This is a genomic window from Rhodanobacter sp. K2T2 (assembly GCF_013408815.1).
Classification (GTDB): domain Bacteria; phylum Pseudomonadota; class Gammaproteobacteria; order Xanthomonadales; family Rhodanobacteraceae; genus Rhodanobacter.
In genome coordinates, this window is record NZ_JACCCA010000013.1 from 94,367 (window position 1) to 108,742 (window position 14,376).

Here is a 14,376-nt window from a genome sequence, read left to right on the forward strand (position 1 = left end):
CCCACGAGATGGTGCCCCTGTTTGGGAAAAGTAGCACACGGTTGAGGGATGAAAAGCGGGGTGCAGAAAATTACGCGGCGAAATATCTGCCGCACTTCACAACACGGGTCAGCCGGCAGCGGTGGCGGTCTCGAGTGCTGTCAGCCACGCCATCGCCTGTCCGCGATCGCTGCCGCACATCGCGGGCTCCGGCTGCAGGCTCGCGCATACAGGTGGGCGACGTGGGTCACCGAAAATGGCGCAGCGGTTTTCCTCGGTGAGCTGCACGCAGCGGACGCCGGCGGGCTTGCCGTTCGGCATGCCTGGGATCGACGAGCTGATCGACGGCGCAATGCAGCAGGCGCCACAGCCCGCGCGGCACGGCAACCCGCTCACGCGGTTTGCCGGCGCATCGACTGATAGACCGGCTCCGTCTGCGGGCGCTGGCCGTGCCATAGGGCGAACGTATCGGCGGCGGTTTCCAGCAACATGCCCAGGCCATCGACGGCCTGGCGTGCACCGGCGCTCTTGGCCCATGCCAGAAAGCCGGCAGCCGCCGCGCCGTAGGAGAGGTCGTAGCCGATCGTATGTTCGTCGACCAATGAAGTAGGCAGCGGCAGCGCCTCGCCCAGCACCCCTGCCGAGGTGGCGTGCACGATCAGGTCGAAACAGCCAAGCTCGGCCAGCTGCTGCCAGTCATGGGACTGCACGCGCTCGGCATCGTCGATCAGGCCGGCCAGCGCATCGGCAGATGCGCGCGAACGATTGACGATGGTCAGCGTCTGCACACCGGCATCCAGCAGGTTCCACGCGACGCCGCGAGCCGCACCGCCGGCGCCCAGCATCAGCACCGACTTGCTCCGTAGCGCGATGCCATGCCGTTCGGTCATGTCTCGCACCATGCCGGCACCATCGGTGTTATGGGCGGCCAGACGGCCATCCGGTAGACGCGTCAGCACGTTGGCCGTGCCGACGCGTGTCGCGGCCTCGCTGCGGTCATCGGCCAGAGCAAAGGCCGCGGCCTTGTGCGGCAGGGTGACATTGGCGCCGCGGCCAGCGTCGGCAAAGAACTGCTGCACAGCATCGTTGAACTCGGCCGGCGCCGCGTCGATGGCTCGGTATTCCAGCGCAATGCCGAACTGCTCGGCGAACGCCCGATGGATCGGCGGCGACACGCTGTGCTTGATCGGATGGCCGAAGACGGCAAAGGAAAGGGGAGCCATGGTTTTCCAGAATGCTGGGGGGTTCGCCGCGTCCGGCCTCATCGAGGCCATTCTACTAGCCATCTATTCGCGATGATTCTGCGGAAACCGGAACCGCTTGCCGTCGCGGCACCACCCGTTTGAATTGACTGCCGACCGGTCGCAGCCTGTGAGATACGCGTATTGGAAGCTGCAGGCATCCGAACCCGAGGAGTCTGCCGATGCGACCACAACCGCTTTCCGACAACCACCGCGACAATACCAGCCACCGGCACCTGCTCGGGAGCGCCGTGCTGTGGCTTCTGGCCGGCAGCTTTCTGCTGGCCACCACCCTGGTGCCGGTTTATAGCGAAATGCTTGGCTGGACATCGGCGTTCTGGCTGGTCGGCGCGCCGCTGATCGTGCTGCTGACGCTGGAGCCGTCGCTGCCGCGTCAGCTGCTCGCCCTGCGGCGGCCCCGCCAAAGCACCCTGCGCACGGCCATGTGGCACTGAGACCCGACCAACGAATTCCCTAACCGGTGATGCCCTGCCGCTTGCGCTCCATCCGGCGCAGGAACTCCTGCATGATCTGCAGATACAGCGCGTCGCCCAGGTGGTCGTCTTCGACGCCGGCATCGATCGACGGATTGTCGTTGACCTCGATCACCACCGGCTTGTTGCCCACCTGCTTCAGATCGACGCCATAGAGGCCATCGCCGATCGGCGCGGTGGCTTTCAGCGCGAGCTTCACCACGTCGGCCGGCGCCTCGCTCACCGCAATGGTTTCGAAGCCGCCGCTCTTGGCTGTGCCCTTGGCGCCGTGGTTGTAAATCTGCCAGTGACCGCGCGACATGTAGTACTTGCAGGCAAACAGCGGCTCATGATTGAGCACGCCGATGCGCCAGTCGAACTCGGTATAGAGGTATTCCTGCGCCAGTAATAGCGCGCTGTGCTGGAACAGTTCGCCGGCGGCCTTTTCCAGCGCTTCCTCGCTCTGCACTTTCACTACGCCGCGCGAGAACGAGCCGTCGGGGATTTTCAGCACCAGCGGAAAACCGAGTTTGCCGACCACTTCCTTCATGCCCTTGGCATCGTCGCGATACAGAATTTCGGTGTGCGGCACGGCGAGCTTGCGCGACACCATCAGGTCGTTGAGAAAGATCTTGTTCGTGCAGCGGAGAATCGACGTGGGATCGTCCATCACCACCATGCCTTCCTTCTCGGCGCGATGGGCGAAGCGATAGGTGTGATTGTCGCTGGCGGTGGTTTCACGAATGAACAAACCGTCGTACTCGGCCAGGCGCTGATAGTCGTTCTTGCCGATCATGTCGACTTCGATACCGAGCTGCTTGCCTGCCGCCACAAAGGACTTCAGTGCCTTTTTGTTCGACGGCGGCATCATCTCTTTCGGATCCACCAGCATCGCGATGTCGTAGCGATACAGCTTGCGCGCGCGCGGCTTGCGCCACAGCTTGCGCGAGAAGCGGTCGAGCTCTTCGGCGAACGCGTCTTCCTGCGCGTCGTCCAGCGTGTGCAGGCCGACCGGCTTGATCGAGCTCACCTGCCATACGCGGTCGCGCTCGAACTCGATGCGCATGAGCGGGCAGGGAAAGGTTTCGAACACCTGCCGCGCCAGATCCTGCAGCGCGGGATACGCCGTCTCGCCGAAGTAGACCAAGATGCCGAGGTCGGTGGTATCGCGGCCGCCGGCAGGGAGAAAGTGCGTGAGCTTCTGGTTGAGATCGTCGATATCCACACCGTAGAGCGAGCGGCGGCGCAGATCGTTGACCGTGCGTACCGACGGCATCACCTTGTGCCCGCGCGCTTCGGCCAGCAGCGACACGTAATAGCCGGTACCGAGATATTTGTAGCTGCGGCACAGGTTGATGACGTGGGTTCGCTCGTCGTCGTTGCTGATCGGCTCGCGCAGATAGTCCATCGCGCTCATCACGTCGACGGACGGGTAGTACGAAGCCCAGTCGGAGGCTTTTTCGACAACGATGACCAGACGGGTCATGACACCACTCAGGCAATGCGGTTGGAGCAGATTGCCCAGCAGTGGCGGGGCGCGATTTGCACGGCGCGCAGTTTGGCACAGGGGCGGCATCGCACAAGTCAAAGCGCTGAAGCGGGATTAAACGCGATCCGCGCCGACGTTGGCTGCAATGAAAAATACACGCGGCGAATGCCGCCGGCTGCTAGAGTCCGCGCGGTTCGAATGGCGATTCGATTTCTCTGCACATCCGCCGCGTCACTCATCTACTGCGGGACTTCGACTCCATGGCATCAGGATTTTCTTCCACTGACCGTCAGCCGCCGATGGCATTGGAAAACGTGCGACACCAGGATCCCGCCAGCATGCGTCCAACGCCGTCCACCGCCAGCGTGCGCGTGCGCCGCGCCGAAACCTCCGATCTCGACGATCTGGTCACGCTGGAAGATCGCACCTTCGACAGCGATCGCATGACGCGCGACCAGTATCGGCGTCATCTCGACAGCGATACGGCACTGGTGCTGGTCGCCAGCGCCAACCACCGCCGCTTTCTCGGCACCGCCGTGGTGTTTTTCCGCAAAGGCAGCAGCGTGGCGCGGCTTTACTCGCTGGCCAGCCAGCCCGAATCGCGCGGCAAGGGCGTAGGTACCGCGCTGGTCGAGGCGACCGAGGCGGCGGCTCGACTGCGCCGCTGCCGACGGCTGCGGCTCGAAGTGCGCACCGACAACCTCAGCGCCATCAAGCTGTACGAGCGCCTCGGCTACCGATGTATCGGTTCACTCCCCGGCTACTACCAGGATGGTGCCGATGGCTGGCGCTACGAGAAGCAGCTCGACTGAACGATCGCTTTCACGGCAGCGCTTTCTGAACAACCCGAGGCCGGCGTCCGGCGCGCATCAGCCGCCGAACGGCTGACCGATCTTCTGCTGTGTCGCTTCGTCCGGCCTGGCCACCAGCGCGCCGGTACGCATCAGGCTCACGGTGTAGTGCCCCTGATCCACCAGCGGCAGAAAGGCGCCGCTGCCGTACAAGGTATCTACCTCGGGCAGCCAGTCGGGATACTGCTTGTGCAGGTCGAGCAGATCGAAACCATCGGCGTGATCGAAGCTGACGACCGTGCGCGGCGCGCTCATTTCCTGGGCGGGGTCGTCGTAGCGACCGGACAGACGATCGAGCCGGTACAGCGGCGGGATGCCCGAAAGCAGGGCGGGCAGCTTCCATTTCAACACGATGGCCTCGACCCGCCAGTCGTCGCCCGCGAGTTCGACCTGCCGCGTACTGCCGTCGGGCCAGCTCAGGGTCAGCGCCCAGCGCTGTGGCGAGAGAATATGGGCCTCGATGTCGACCACCGGCGTCTCTTCGCTGAGCAGTCGATAGCCGCGCAGCGCGTAACCGGTGCCGCCCAGAACCAGAGCCAGCACGAAGAAAATCACGCATAGCAGCGCGCGTCCCGCGGCGGCAGCTCGGCGACCGCCGTGCAAGTGCTGACGCAGTACGACCAGTTGCACCAGCGTGATCAGCAGGAAAACCGCCGCCAGCACCAGCAGCACGGTCATCGGCATGCGCAGCAATGTGCTCCAGTCCATCGTGAGATCCTCGCCGCCCGGGCGTAACGTGATTCGATGCGCGCATCATAACGGCATGACCACGCCGTGCTGCGGTGAATCGGGCGCGCCTCGCTATACTGCATGCCTCTTCAGGAAACCTCGTCATGCGCCGACCGATCTCACTGAATTCGCTTTTGCTGGTCTCGTTTTGCATCGCAGCCAGCACGCTCGCCGGCTGCGGCCAGAAAGGCCCGCTGTACCTGCCGCCGGCCACCAAGCCGGTACCAGCCTCGGCCACCAGCACGGTAAAACCGCAGCAGCCAGCCATCACTGGTAACAGCGCGATACCCGACAACCAGCGGCCGGACAACACGCAGTACTGAGTCGCGATCGATCATGAAGCAGCGCTTTTCCAAGATGCATGGGATCGGCAACGATTTTGTCGTGCTGGACTGCCGCGACACGCCTTTTTCCATGACGATGGCGCAGATCCGCGCCATGGCGGATCGGCATACCGGCGTGGGTTTCGATCAGCTGCTGGGGATCGGCCGGCCGAGCGATCCTACCTGCGCGTTCTATTACGGCATCTCCAATGCCGACGGCTCGCCCTCGGGCCAGTGTGGCAACGGCGTGCGCTGCGTGGCCGCCTGGTTGCATCGGGAAGGTGCGCTGGCGATCGGCGAGACGGTACGCATCGAAAGCCCCTCCGGTCCGGTAGCCGTACGCTTGATCGACGCCAATGAAGTCGTCGTCGACATGGGCGTACCCGTCTTCGAGCCGGCACAAAGCGGCTTCGATGCGACGCGCGCGGCCACGCATTACCCGATCGATATCGCTGGCGCCATACGGCAGATCGGCGTGGTCTCGATGGGCAACCCGCACGCGGTGATCGAGGTCGAGCATCTGCACAGTCCCGAACTGGAACGGCTCGGCCCGCTGCTATCTACCCACGCACGCTTCGCTGAAGGCGTCAACGCCGGCTTCGTGCGGCGCATCGATCGGGGTCACCTGAAGCTACGCGTGCACGAGCGTGGCGCGGGATGGACGCTGGCTTGCGGCACGGGTGCCTGCGCCGCCATGGCCGTGCTGCATCAACGCGGCGATGTCGACGACAGCGTGCAGGTGAGCCTGCCCGGCGGCATGCTGCAGATCGACTGGACCGGCCCCGGCCAGCCACTGTGGATGAGCGGCTCGGCAACCTTCGTCTTCGACGGCGAATGGATCGTGCCCGAGGGTTTGCCGTAAACGCTGGCACGCGATTTCCCATGCGTTTTCGTCGCTCATCGGGCCTCGCAGTTGAAGCGCGGGCCGGTCCATCGCACACTGCGCCAGCCGACGCCGCTTTTTGCGCGCACAGGCCTTGTTTCGACCCGCCCTGCTCCGAGGTACCCGCATGACCGCCACCCTGCTCGATGACGCGACCCAGGCGCGTGTTGTTGCCTCCTACCTGAAGCTGCATCCGGAATTCCTCAGCGACTATCCGGAGCTGGCGGCACAGCTGAAGATGCCGCACGACAAAGGTCCGGTCGCCTCGCTGGCGACTTATCAGCTGCAGAGTCTGCGCGAGAAAAACGCCGAGCTCGAACGCCGGCTGGCCGAACTCATCGCGATTGCGGCCGAGAACGAAAAGCTGATGGAGCGCGTGCATGCGCTTACCGTTGCGCTGCTGCGTGCCAACACTATCGAAGTCACGGCGCGCAGTGTGGTGGCCAAACTGACGGCCGATTTCCACACCGATCAGGTGCGCCTGGTGCTGTTCGGCAGCGAAGCGCTGCTGCCGCGCGCCGAATGGCTGGTGCAGGTGACGGGACCGGATGCACTGCCGGAGTTCAGCGACTTTCTGCAGCAGAACGAGCCGATGTCCGGCCGCTTGTCGAAGGAAAGGCTGGAGCGACTGTTCGGCAGCGCCGCGTCCGAAACCCGCTCGGTGGCGATGATGCGCCTGGGTGCCGCCGGCATTTTGGCGATAGGCAGCGGCGATCCGGACCGCTTCCAGCCCGGCATGGGCAATCTGTTCCTGAAAATGATCGCCGCCACGATCACCGCGGCCCTGGCCCGCTCGCGGGACGTTTCCTGAGCCGACAGTGACGCCTGAACGACAGATCGAGGACTGGCTGGGACGCCTCGCCAGCGAGCGGCAGGCGTCCCCGCACACGGTCGCCGGCTACCGGCGCGACCTGGCGAAGTTGACCCGCTTTATGCAGGAAAACGCCATCGCATCGTTCGATGCGCTCGACGCCAACCGCATGCGCAGCTTTGTCGCCACCGAACATCGCGGCAGCAAGGGCAGAGAAGCACTGGCGCCGAAAAGCCTGCAGCGGCTGCTGTCATCCTGCCGCAGCCTGTTTCGCCAGCTCACCCGCGAAGGTCGGCTCAGCCACGACCCTCTGCTGGGCGTGCGCGGCCCGAAGGTACGGCGCAAGCTGCCGCAGGTGCTGGATGTCGACGAAGCCAGCGCGCTGGTCGAAACCGACAGCGGAGGCAGGCTGGCCGTGCGCGATCGCGCCATGCTTGAACTGTTCTATTCCAGCGGCCTGCGCCTGTCCGAGCTGGTCGGTCTGCGCTGGCTCGATCTTGACCTCGACGGCGGCGAAGTGCGCGTACTCGGCAAGGGCAGCAAGACCCGCATCGTACCGGTCGGTCGGCATGCCGTGAGCGCGCTGCGCGCGCTCGGCGCCGAGGAGGGCATGATCGCCGAAAGTGCGATCTTCCGCGGCCGCGGCGGCGCGCCGATCAATCCACGCACGATCCAGCTGCGCATGAAAAAGCTGGCGCTGCAGCAGGGCATTCCCAAACACATCCACCCGCATCTGCTGCGGCACACGTTCGCCAGCCACATGCTGGAATCCTCCGGCGACCTGCGCGCCGTGCAGGAGCTGCTCGGCCACGCCGACATCGCCACCACGCAGATCTACACGCACCTCGACTTCCAGCACCTGTCCAAGGTGTACGACGCCGCGCACCCGCGCGCACGGAAAAGGGGCTGAATGCGCACGCTTCTGCGGTCATCGTCGCCGGATCTGCCTAACTCCAACGAGCGCCGAACCATTTTGGACAACGACGCGATCCGTGCTGTCGACGATCTTGCGCGAAGCGATCAGCCGGCGCGCTACTTTCCTGCGGTCGACGGATTACGCGGAATTCTCGCCATCCGTACGATTCTGATGCACGTGAATCGATCCTGGTTTCCGGGGGCACCGGCGGTAATGGACATTTTCTTTGTGGTCTCCGGCTTTCTGATCACGCTGCTGCTTCTGAACAATATCCACCGTGACGGCAAGATCGAACTGAAGGTTTTTTGGGCGCGGCGCTTCAAGCGTCTTTATCCAATGCTGGCTATCGTGGTGAGCGTATATCTTGTCCTGGGAAGCTTTCTGATTGATCACCCCGCGCGACTTTACGCGGATGGCATTGAAACCCTGTTGTACGTGTCCAACTGGACCAAGCTCTACAACTACGTGTATCCCCCTCTTTTCGCACACAGCTGGTCGCTGTCGATCGAAGAACAGTTCTACCTTTTGTGGCCGCTGCTGCTCACGGTCTTGCTGCGCTGGGGTATCTCGGCCAAAGGAATGCTCGTGACGTGTCTGTGCCTGGCGAGTATCACGCTCATCTGGCGCAATTATCTGATTGGCTCAGGCGTGCCGTGGTCACGCATTTACTACGGTTTGGACACCCGTGTTGATGGATTTCTGCTTGGCGGCGTTCTCGCCATGCTTTGGCAGCGATCGAACGACATGCTCTATCGCAAGCGTTGGCTAAATATTGCTTGGCAGGGCTGCTTTCTTGCGCTTTTTGTATTGGTGATGAACTGGAACCCCTGGGAAGTCCAGTACTTTGCCTGGCAGCAGAGCGTGATTATCTTATTGTCATGCGGCACGCTTGTCGCCTTGGCCAGCCCGTTCGACACCCCCGTGAAGCGTCTCCTGTCATCGCGACCGCTGCGCCAGCTCGGACTGATGTGTTATGGCATCTATCTGTGGCACTGGCCAATAGTTTGGCTATTGGTTGTTCGAACCCATTTGAAGCCGTTAGCCGTACTTGGCGTCGTGCTTCCGACCACGCTTGCGCTGGCCTATCTCTCCTACCGCTATATCGAGTCACCGATCCTTTCAAGGCGACCCAGGGCGACCTGAAGCGCTTTTTAGGCGTTGAATCCTCGTCACGTGACCGCACATCGTGTCACTAGCACATCATGCGGAGCGCTCATGGAATCGTTTCACGCCACCACCATCGTCTGCGTCCGTCGCGAAGGCCGCGTCGTGATCGGCAGCGACGGCCAGGTCACGCTGGGCAACACGGTGATGAAGGGCAATGCGCGCAAGGTGCGCCGGCTCGGCAAGGCGGGTGATGTGGTGGCCGGTTTCGCCGGCGCTACCGCCGACGCGTTCACGCTATTCGAGCTGTTCGAACAGAAGCTCGAGAAGCACAACAACAACCTGACTCGCGCCGCGGTGGAAATGGCCAAGGAATGGCGCACCGATCGTCGCTTTGGTCGGCTCGAGGCGATGCTGGCGGTTGCCGACAAGGAAGCTTCCCTGCTGATTTCAGGCAACGGCGACGTGGTGGAGCCAGAACACGGGCTGATCGCGATCGGCTCCGGCGGTCCGTTTGCGCAATCCGCCGCCCTGGCCCTGCTCGAAAACACCGAGCTCGATGCGCGCACCGTGGTCGAGAAGGCGCTGAAGATTGCCGGTGACATCTGTATCTACACCAATCACAACGTGTCGATCGAAGAGCTTTGAGTCGAGCGGGGAGAGGGGACTGGGGAACGGGAAACGTGCCGTTCGTCGTAATCCTTCGCATCCCGCTCTGATTTCAGACCTCTTGTTGGCGGTCTGCGTACCAAACTTTCAGCCATTCAAAAAGCACGCGTTCCCCGTTCCCGGTTCCCCATTCCCGCTTTTAAGAAGTACACCATGTCCGAACTCACTCCCCGCGAAATTGTCAACGAACTCGACCGTTTCATCATTGGCCAGAACGACGCGAAGCGCGCGGTGGCCGTAGCGCTGCGTAGCCGCTGGCGGCGCATGCAGCTGGCGCCGGAGATGCGCAATGAGGTGACGCCGAAAAACATCTTGATGATCGGCCCGACCGGCGTGGGCAAGACCGAAATCGCGCGCCGCCTCGCAACGCTGGCCAACGCGCCGTTCGTCAAGGTCGAAGCGACCAAGTTCACCGAGGTCGGCTATGTAGGCAAGGATGTGGAATCGATCATCCGCGATCTGGCCGATGTGGCGTACAAGCTGACCCGCGAACAGGCGGTCAAGCGCGTGCGCACGCAGGCCGAGGACCGCGCCGAAGATCGCATTCTCGACGCGCTGCTGCCGCGACGGCAATCCGCGCCGACCGACTGGACGCATGACGCACCCGCACCGGCGATCGAGAACGACACTCGGCAGAAGCTGCGCAAGCAGCTGCGCGAAGGCGCGCTGGACGAGCGCGAGATCGAGCTGGATTTCGCCATGAACGTCGGCGTGGAAATCATGTCGCCGCCAGGCATGGAGGAGATGAGCGCGCAGCTCAAGCAGATGTTCCAGAACATCGGCGGCGCCAAGACCCAGCAGCGCAAGGTCGCCATCAAGGTGGCGCGGCCGATGCTGATCGACGAGGAGGCGGGCAAGCTGCTCAACGACGATGAAATCCGCTCGCTGGCAATGGAAGCGGCCGAGCAGAACGGCATCGTCTTTATCGATGAGATCGACAAGGTCGCGCAGCGCGGCGACCACGGTCACGCCGGCGTCAGCCGCGAGGGCGTGCAGCGCGATCTGCTGCCGCTGGTCGAAGGCTCCACCGTGTCGACCAAGTACGGCCCGATCAAGACCGACCATATGCTGTTCATCGCCTCGGGCGCGTTTTCCCTGGCCAAGCCTTCTGACCTGATTCCCGAGCTGCAGGGCCGGTTGCCGATACGCGTGGAGCTGTCGGCGCTCAGCGTCGACGACTTCAAGCGCATCCTGCGCGAGCCGCACAACGCGCTGACCAAGCAGTACGTGGCCTTGCTCGGTACCGAAGGCGTCACGCTCGAGTTCGTCGACAGCGGCATCGACCGCTTGGCCGAGGTGGCATTTCAGGTCAACGAACGCACCGAGAACATCGGCGCCCGGCGGCTGCATACGGTGATGGAGCGGCTGTTGGAAAAGATTTCCTACGAGGCGGCCGACAAGTCCGGCGAGCACTATCGGGTCGACGCCGCGATGGTGGACAGCAGCCTGGCCAGCCTGGTGCAGAACGAGGATCTGAGCCGATACATCCTTTAAATAAAAAGGCGGGTTCTCTGAGGAATCGGCCTGTTCGCAAGTTCCTGCTGCGCAAACGCCCCCTGTAAAGCCAGCCCTAACAAGCCGCCTGACCCGATCTGGTAAAATCATGCCCGTGAGCAACATCATAGAACTCAAAACCACCGGCCAGCGCGCCCAGTTGCGCGAGGCGCAGCAGAAGCAGACGCTGATCCGGCTGTGGCGCGAAGACCTCGAACACGGCAGCTTCTGCGGCTACGTGGGTGGCGTCGGGCAGGAGTTTTTCCTGCTCTGGGTGGTCGGCGACGGCATTACCTACGATGGCATGTACATCATGCGCCATCGCGATATTTCCGAACTGGAAGCACCCGACAAGCACCACGTTTTCTTCGAAAAAGCGCTGGCGCTGAAGCATATTCTGCCGCGACCGCCGCGTGGCTTTCCGCTGGACAACATCCGCGAAGTGATCCAGGCCGCGGGTGCACAGGCGCCGGTAATCGGCGTACATGTGGACAGCGAAGACGAGTCCGAGGTCTGCTACATCGGCCGGCTCGCCAGCATGGATGACGACGGCTTCTACATGCAGGAGCTCAGCCCCGACGCGGAGTGGATGCGCGAGGTGTCGTTCTTCGGCTGGGACGAGGTTTCTACCGTCAGCATCGAGGATAGCTACGCGCAGGCGCTGCTGGCCGTAGCCGGCACGGCGCCGCCGCTGGAACAGAGCGATGCCGGCGTCAGCCGCATTTGATCTGACGTCGCGCCCGAGCAGTAAACGTATGGCGTGACAACGAACGCCTGCCGCCAAAAGCGGCGGGCGTTTGCGTGTTCGCACCCGCTGGCGCCGCCCTGCATTCACCCGGAATTTTCACCGACGCGCATTCAATCAAGCTTTGCGCGAGCCGCCCGGTGCCCGCGTTTGCCTGCCGCGGAGATCACCCATGAGCAAGAAAAAAGTCGCCGACATCATCATCGAAACGCTGCAGGCTGCCGGCGTGCAGCGCTGTTACGGCATCGTCGGCGACACGCTCAACCACATCACCGACGCAATCCGCCGCAGCGATATCGATTGGGTGCATATGCGCCACGAAGAGGCCGGCGCCATGGCTGCCGGTGGCGAAGCGCTGATCACCGGCCGCCTTACCGCCTGCGCGGGCACCTGCGGGCCAGGCAGCCTGCATTTCATCAACGGCCTGTTCGAAGCGCACCGCAACCGCGCGCCGGTGGTGCTGATCGCCACCCAGGTCGCCACCAGCGAGATGGGCATGGATTTCCCTCAGGAAGTGGATCTGAAGCCGATTTACGATACCTGCAGCCATTTCTGCGCCTATATTCACTCGCCGGCACAGGCGCGCCGCGTGACCGCGCTCGCCGCACAGGCCGCACTCAACAAGCGCGGCGCCGCGGTGATCATCGTGCCGGGCGACATCAGCCAGATGGAGGTCGAGGACGGTCTGGCCTTCCGCCCGCACCAGCCGCAGCCGGTGCTGCGGCCGTCCTATGCCGAGCTGGACGAGATCGCCGCGGTGATCAACGCGGGCAAGCGCGTCACGCTGTACTGCGGCTCCGGTTGCGAGGGCGCCGAGCAGGAGATCGTCGCGCTGGCCGAAAAGATCAAGGCGCCGGTGGCGCATACCTCGCGCGCCAAGGATTTCATCGAGCCGTACAACCCATACAACATGGGCATGACCGGCATCCTCGGCGTGGAGTCCGGTTTCCGCGCGCTGGACGCTTGCGACACCCTGCTGCTGCTCGGCGCTGATTTCGCCTGGAGCCAGTTCTACCCGAACGAGGCCAAGCTCATCCAGATCGACAGCGACGCCACCCATCTAGGCCGACGCCATCCCGTCGATATCGGCGTGGTAGGCCACATCAAGGACACCATCGAAGCGCTGCTGCCGCGCCTGCACGCGCGCGAGGAGCACGCCTTCCTGCGCAACAGCCTCAAGCATCGCGAAGCCACGCTCAAGCAGATCGCCGAGGAAGAGCACGCCGGCAGCGACGGCCTGATCCATCCGCAGTATCTGACCAAGCTGATCGATCGATATGCCGACGACGATGCGATCTTCAGCGCCGACGGCGGCAGCCCGATGGTCTGGTTACTGCGCCACATCACCAGCAATGGGAAACGACGCACGCTGACCAGCCTGGTCCACGGCACCATGGCCAATGCGATGCCCGAGGCGCTCGGCATCAAAAAGGCGCTGCCCGGTCGGCAGGTGATCTCGCTCTCCGGCGACGGCGGTATCAGCATGCTGCTGGGCGACCTGCTTACCGCCGTGCAGGAAAACATTCCGATCAAGGTCATCGTCTACAACAACAGCTCGCTCGGCTTCGTCGAGATGGAGCAGAAAGTCGAAGGCCTGCTGGACGCGTTTACGGAGTTGAAGAACCCCGACTTCGCCAGGCTGGCCGAAGCCATCGGTTTCTACGGTCGCCGGGTGGACGACGCGTCGACGCTGGAGGAAGCCGTGCGCGATGTGCTGTCGCAGCCCGGCCCCGCGCTGCTCGACGTCAAGGTCAATCGCTACGAGCTGGTGATGCCGCCGAAAGTGGAAGTCGGGCAGGTGCTCCACACCGCGCTGTACTCGGCCAAAGCGATCATCGCCGGCCGCGGCATGGAAGTCGAAGAACTGGTGCGCACCAACTTTGCAGACTGATCTCTCGCAACCGCTGGCTCCGATCGGACGCCAGCCGTCGCGATCGCGCTCTATTTTTTCAGGGCGCCCTGTCCAAACATGTGCTTTCGCGCCTCCTCGTCGGTGGCCAGATCGGTTTTGCCCTTGATCGTGTCGGCCAGCGCATAGGCACGGCGAGTGCCGTCGCGATCGCGAATCTGCTCGAACCACATTTTCAGATTCGGAAAATCGTCCAGTGTCATGCCCTGCGCCTCGTACGGCACGATCCAGGGATAGGCGGCCATATCGGCAATCGTGTAGTCCTTGCCGGCAATATAGGCACGGCCTTCCAACCGCTTGTCCAGCACACCGTAAAGCCGGCGCGTTTCATTGACGTAGCGGTCGATCGCGTAAGGAATTTTTTCCGGCGCATAGCGGTTGAAGTGATGATTCTGACCCAGCATGGGGCCCAGTCCACCGACCTGCCAGAACAGCCATTCGGTCACCACATAGCGTTCGCGCACCTCCTTGGGCGAAAACTTGCCGGTCTTTTCGGCCAGGTACTGCAGGATCGCCCCGGATTCGAAGACGCTCAACGGCTCGCCGCCACCCAGCGGATCGGTATCGACGATGGCGGGCATCCGATTGTTGGGCGACATCTTCAGGAACGCCGGCGCGAACTGTTCACCCTTGCCGATATTCACTGGCTTGACCTCGTAAGCCAGCCCGGCTTCTTCCAGAAACATGGTTATCTTGTGGCCGTTCGGCGTTGGCCAGTAATGCAGTTCGATCATGGGGAGTCCTCGAGTACGCGGTGAGC

The 14,376-nt window shown here is 63.1% G+C and carries 16 protein-coding genes; 11 read left to right on the forward strand and 5 right to left on the reverse strand.

Translation table 11 applies throughout. The features are described from left to right. Positions 1–108 precede the first annotated feature (108 nt). The gene (locus tag HDE78_RS18140; RefSeq protein ID WP_343205712.1) at positions 109–375 is read right to left on the reverse strand and encodes a YkgJ family cysteine cluster protein; all 267 of its coding nucleotides are present in this window, start codon (positions 373–375) and stop codon (positions 109–111) included. Beyond that, a complete protein-coding gene (gene aroE, locus HDE78_RS18145) occupies positions 372–1,202 on the reverse strand; it encodes a shikimate dehydrogenase (protein ID WP_179482103.1) in 831 nt (276 codons plus the stop codon). Before aroE ends, HDE78_RS18140 begins: the two co-directional genes overlap by 4 nt. 200 nt (positions 1,203–1,402) lie before the next feature. Between aroE and HDE78_RS18150 the strand changes: the two genes are divergently transcribed. Then, entirely contained in the window at positions 1,403–1,675 is a 273-nt protein-coding gene (locus HDE78_RS18150) for a hypothetical protein (RefSeq protein WP_179482105.1), read from the forward strand. A gap of 19 nt (positions 1,676–1,694) precedes the next feature. Here the strand turns inward: HDE78_RS18150 and HDE78_RS18155 are convergent, their stop codons facing one another. Beyond that, the gene (locus HDE78_RS18155; RefSeq protein WP_179482107.1) at positions 1,695–3,179 is read right to left on the reverse strand and encodes a RimK family protein; all 1,485 of its coding nucleotides are present in this window, start codon (positions 3,177–3,179) and stop codon (positions 1,695–1,697) included. Between the two features lie 341 nt (positions 3,180–3,520). Here HDE78_RS18155 and HDE78_RS18160 point away from each other — a divergent pair, with 341 nt between their 5' ends. Further along, the gene (locus HDE78_RS18160; protein WP_179482109.1) at positions 3,521–3,994 is read left to right on the forward strand and encodes an N-acetyltransferase; all 474 of its coding nucleotides are present in this window, start codon (positions 3,521–3,523) and stop codon (positions 3,992–3,994) included. Between the two features lie 57 nt (positions 3,995–4,051). Here the strand turns inward: HDE78_RS18160 and HDE78_RS18165 are convergent, their stop codons facing one another. Beyond that, a complete protein-coding gene (locus HDE78_RS18165) occupies positions 4,052–4,741 on the reverse strand; it encodes a hypothetical protein (RefSeq protein ID WP_179482110.1) in 690 nt (229 codons plus the stop codon). 125 nt (positions 4,742–4,866) lie between these two features. On the opposite strand from HDE78_RS18165, the gene HDE78_RS18170 reads away from it, so the two are divergent. The 9 genes from HDE78_RS18170 to HDE78_RS18210 all read left to right on the forward strand — a co-directional run bounded on the left by HDE78_RS18170 (position 4,867) and on the right by HDE78_RS18210 (position 13,598). Next, the gene (locus HDE78_RS18170; RefSeq protein ID WP_179482111.1) at positions 4,867–5,085 is read left to right on the forward strand and encodes a lipoprotein; all 219 of its coding nucleotides are present in this window, start codon (positions 4,867–4,869) and stop codon (positions 5,083–5,085) included. A 13-nt stretch (positions 5,086–5,098) separates the two neighbouring features. After that, positions 5,099–5,947: a diaminopimelate epimerase gene (gene dapF / locus HDE78_RS18175; RefSeq protein WP_179482112.1), complete on the forward strand. Its 849-nt coding sequence runs from the start codon at positions 5,099–5,101 to the stop codon at positions 5,945–5,947. Between the two features lie 148 nt (positions 5,948–6,095). Continuing rightward, positions 6,096–6,779: a DUF484 family protein gene (locus tag HDE78_RS18180; protein WP_179482113.1), complete on the forward strand. Its 684-nt coding sequence runs from the start codon at positions 6,096–6,098 to the stop codon at positions 6,777–6,779. A gap of 7 nt (positions 6,780–6,786) precedes the next feature. Beyond that, entirely contained in the window at positions 6,787–7,689 is a 903-nt protein-coding gene (gene xerC / locus HDE78_RS18185; protein WP_179482114.1) for a tyrosine recombinase XerC, read from the forward strand. Beyond that, complete coding sequence (locus HDE78_RS18190; protein WP_179482115.1) at positions 7,690–8,838, forward strand: acyltransferase; 1,149 nt, start codon at positions 7,690–7,692, stop codon at positions 8,836–8,838. 72 nt (positions 8,839–8,910) lie between these two features. After that, positions 8,911–9,447, forward strand: coding sequence for an ATP-dependent protease subunit HslV (gene hslV, locus HDE78_RS18195; RefSeq protein WP_179482116.1), 537 nt, complete (start codon positions 8,911–8,913; stop codon positions 9,445–9,447). Between the two features lie 174 nt (positions 9,448–9,621). Further along, positions 9,622–10,962 (forward strand): ATP-dependent protease ATPase subunit HslU, encoded by a 1,341-nt coding sequence (gene hslU, locus HDE78_RS18200; RefSeq protein ID WP_179482117.1) that lies wholly within the window; start codon positions 9,622–9,624, stop codon positions 10,960–10,962. 115 nt (positions 10,963–11,077) lie between these two features. Next, positions 11,078–11,689, forward strand: a complete 612-nt coding sequence (locus HDE78_RS18205) for a hypothetical protein (protein ID WP_179482118.1) — start codon at positions 11,078–11,080, stop codon at positions 11,687–11,689. 190 nt (positions 11,690–11,879) lie between these two features. Beyond that, positions 11,880–13,598, forward strand: a complete 1,719-nt coding sequence (locus HDE78_RS18210) for a thiamine pyrophosphate-dependent enzyme (protein WP_179482119.1) — start codon at positions 11,880–11,882, stop codon at positions 13,596–13,598. Between the two features lie 50 nt (positions 13,599–13,648). Here the strand turns inward: HDE78_RS18210 and HDE78_RS18215 are convergent, their stop codons facing one another. Next, positions 13,649–14,350, reverse strand: coding sequence for a glutathione binding-like protein (locus HDE78_RS18215; protein ID WP_179482120.1), 702 nt, complete (start codon positions 14,348–14,350; stop codon positions 13,649–13,651). Positions 14,351–14,376: the final 26 nt, after the last annotated feature.

Excerpts from the sequence above, each read along its gene's own strand:
- aroE (WP_179482103.1), bottom strand. The coding sequence starts at position 1,202 with ATGGCTCCCCTTTCCTTTGCCGTCTTCGGCCATCCGATCAAGCACAGC.
- HDE78_RS18150 (WP_179482105.1), top strand. The coding sequence starts at position 1,403 with ATGCGACCACAACCGCTTTCCGACAACCACCGCGACAATACCAGCCAC.
- HDE78_RS18155 (WP_179482107.1), bottom strand. The coding sequence starts at position 3,179 with ATGACCCGTCTGGTCATCGTTGTCGAAAAAGCCTCCGACTGGGCTTCG.
- HDE78_RS18160 (WP_179482109.1), top strand. The coding sequence starts at position 3,521 with ATGCGTCCAACGCCGTCCACCGCCAGCGTGCGCGTGCGCCGCGCCGAA.
- HDE78_RS18165 (WP_179482110.1), bottom strand. The coding sequence starts at position 4,741 with ATGGACTGGAGCACATTGCTGCGCATGCCGATGACCGTGCTGCTGGTG.
- HDE78_RS18170 (WP_179482111.1), top strand. The coding sequence starts at position 4,867 with ATGCGCCGACCGATCTCACTGAATTCGCTTTTGCTGGTCTCGTTTTGC.
- dapF (WP_179482112.1), top strand. The coding sequence starts at position 5,099 with ATGAAGCAGCGCTTTTCCAAGATGCATGGGATCGGCAACGATTTTGTC.
- HDE78_RS18180 (WP_179482113.1), top strand. The coding sequence starts at position 6,096 with ATGACCGCCACCCTGCTCGATGACGCGACCCAGGCGCGTGTTGTTGCC.
- HDE78_RS18190 (WP_179482115.1), top strand. The coding sequence starts at position 7,690 with ATGCGCACGCTTCTGCGGTCATCGTCGCCGGATCTGCCTAACTCCAAC.
- hslV (WP_179482116.1), top strand. The coding sequence starts at position 8,911 with ATGGAATCGTTTCACGCCACCACCATCGTCTGCGTCCGTCGCGAAGGC.
- hslU (WP_179482117.1), top strand. The coding sequence starts at position 9,622 with ATGTCCGAACTCACTCCCCGCGAAATTGTCAACGAACTCGACCGTTTC.
- HDE78_RS18210 (WP_179482119.1), top strand. The coding sequence starts at position 11,880 with ATGAGCAAGAAAAAAGTCGCCGACATCATCATCGAAACGCTGCAGGCT.
- HDE78_RS18215 (WP_179482120.1), bottom strand. The coding sequence starts at position 14,350 with ATGATCGAACTGCATTACTGGCCAACGCCGAACGGCCACAAGATAACC.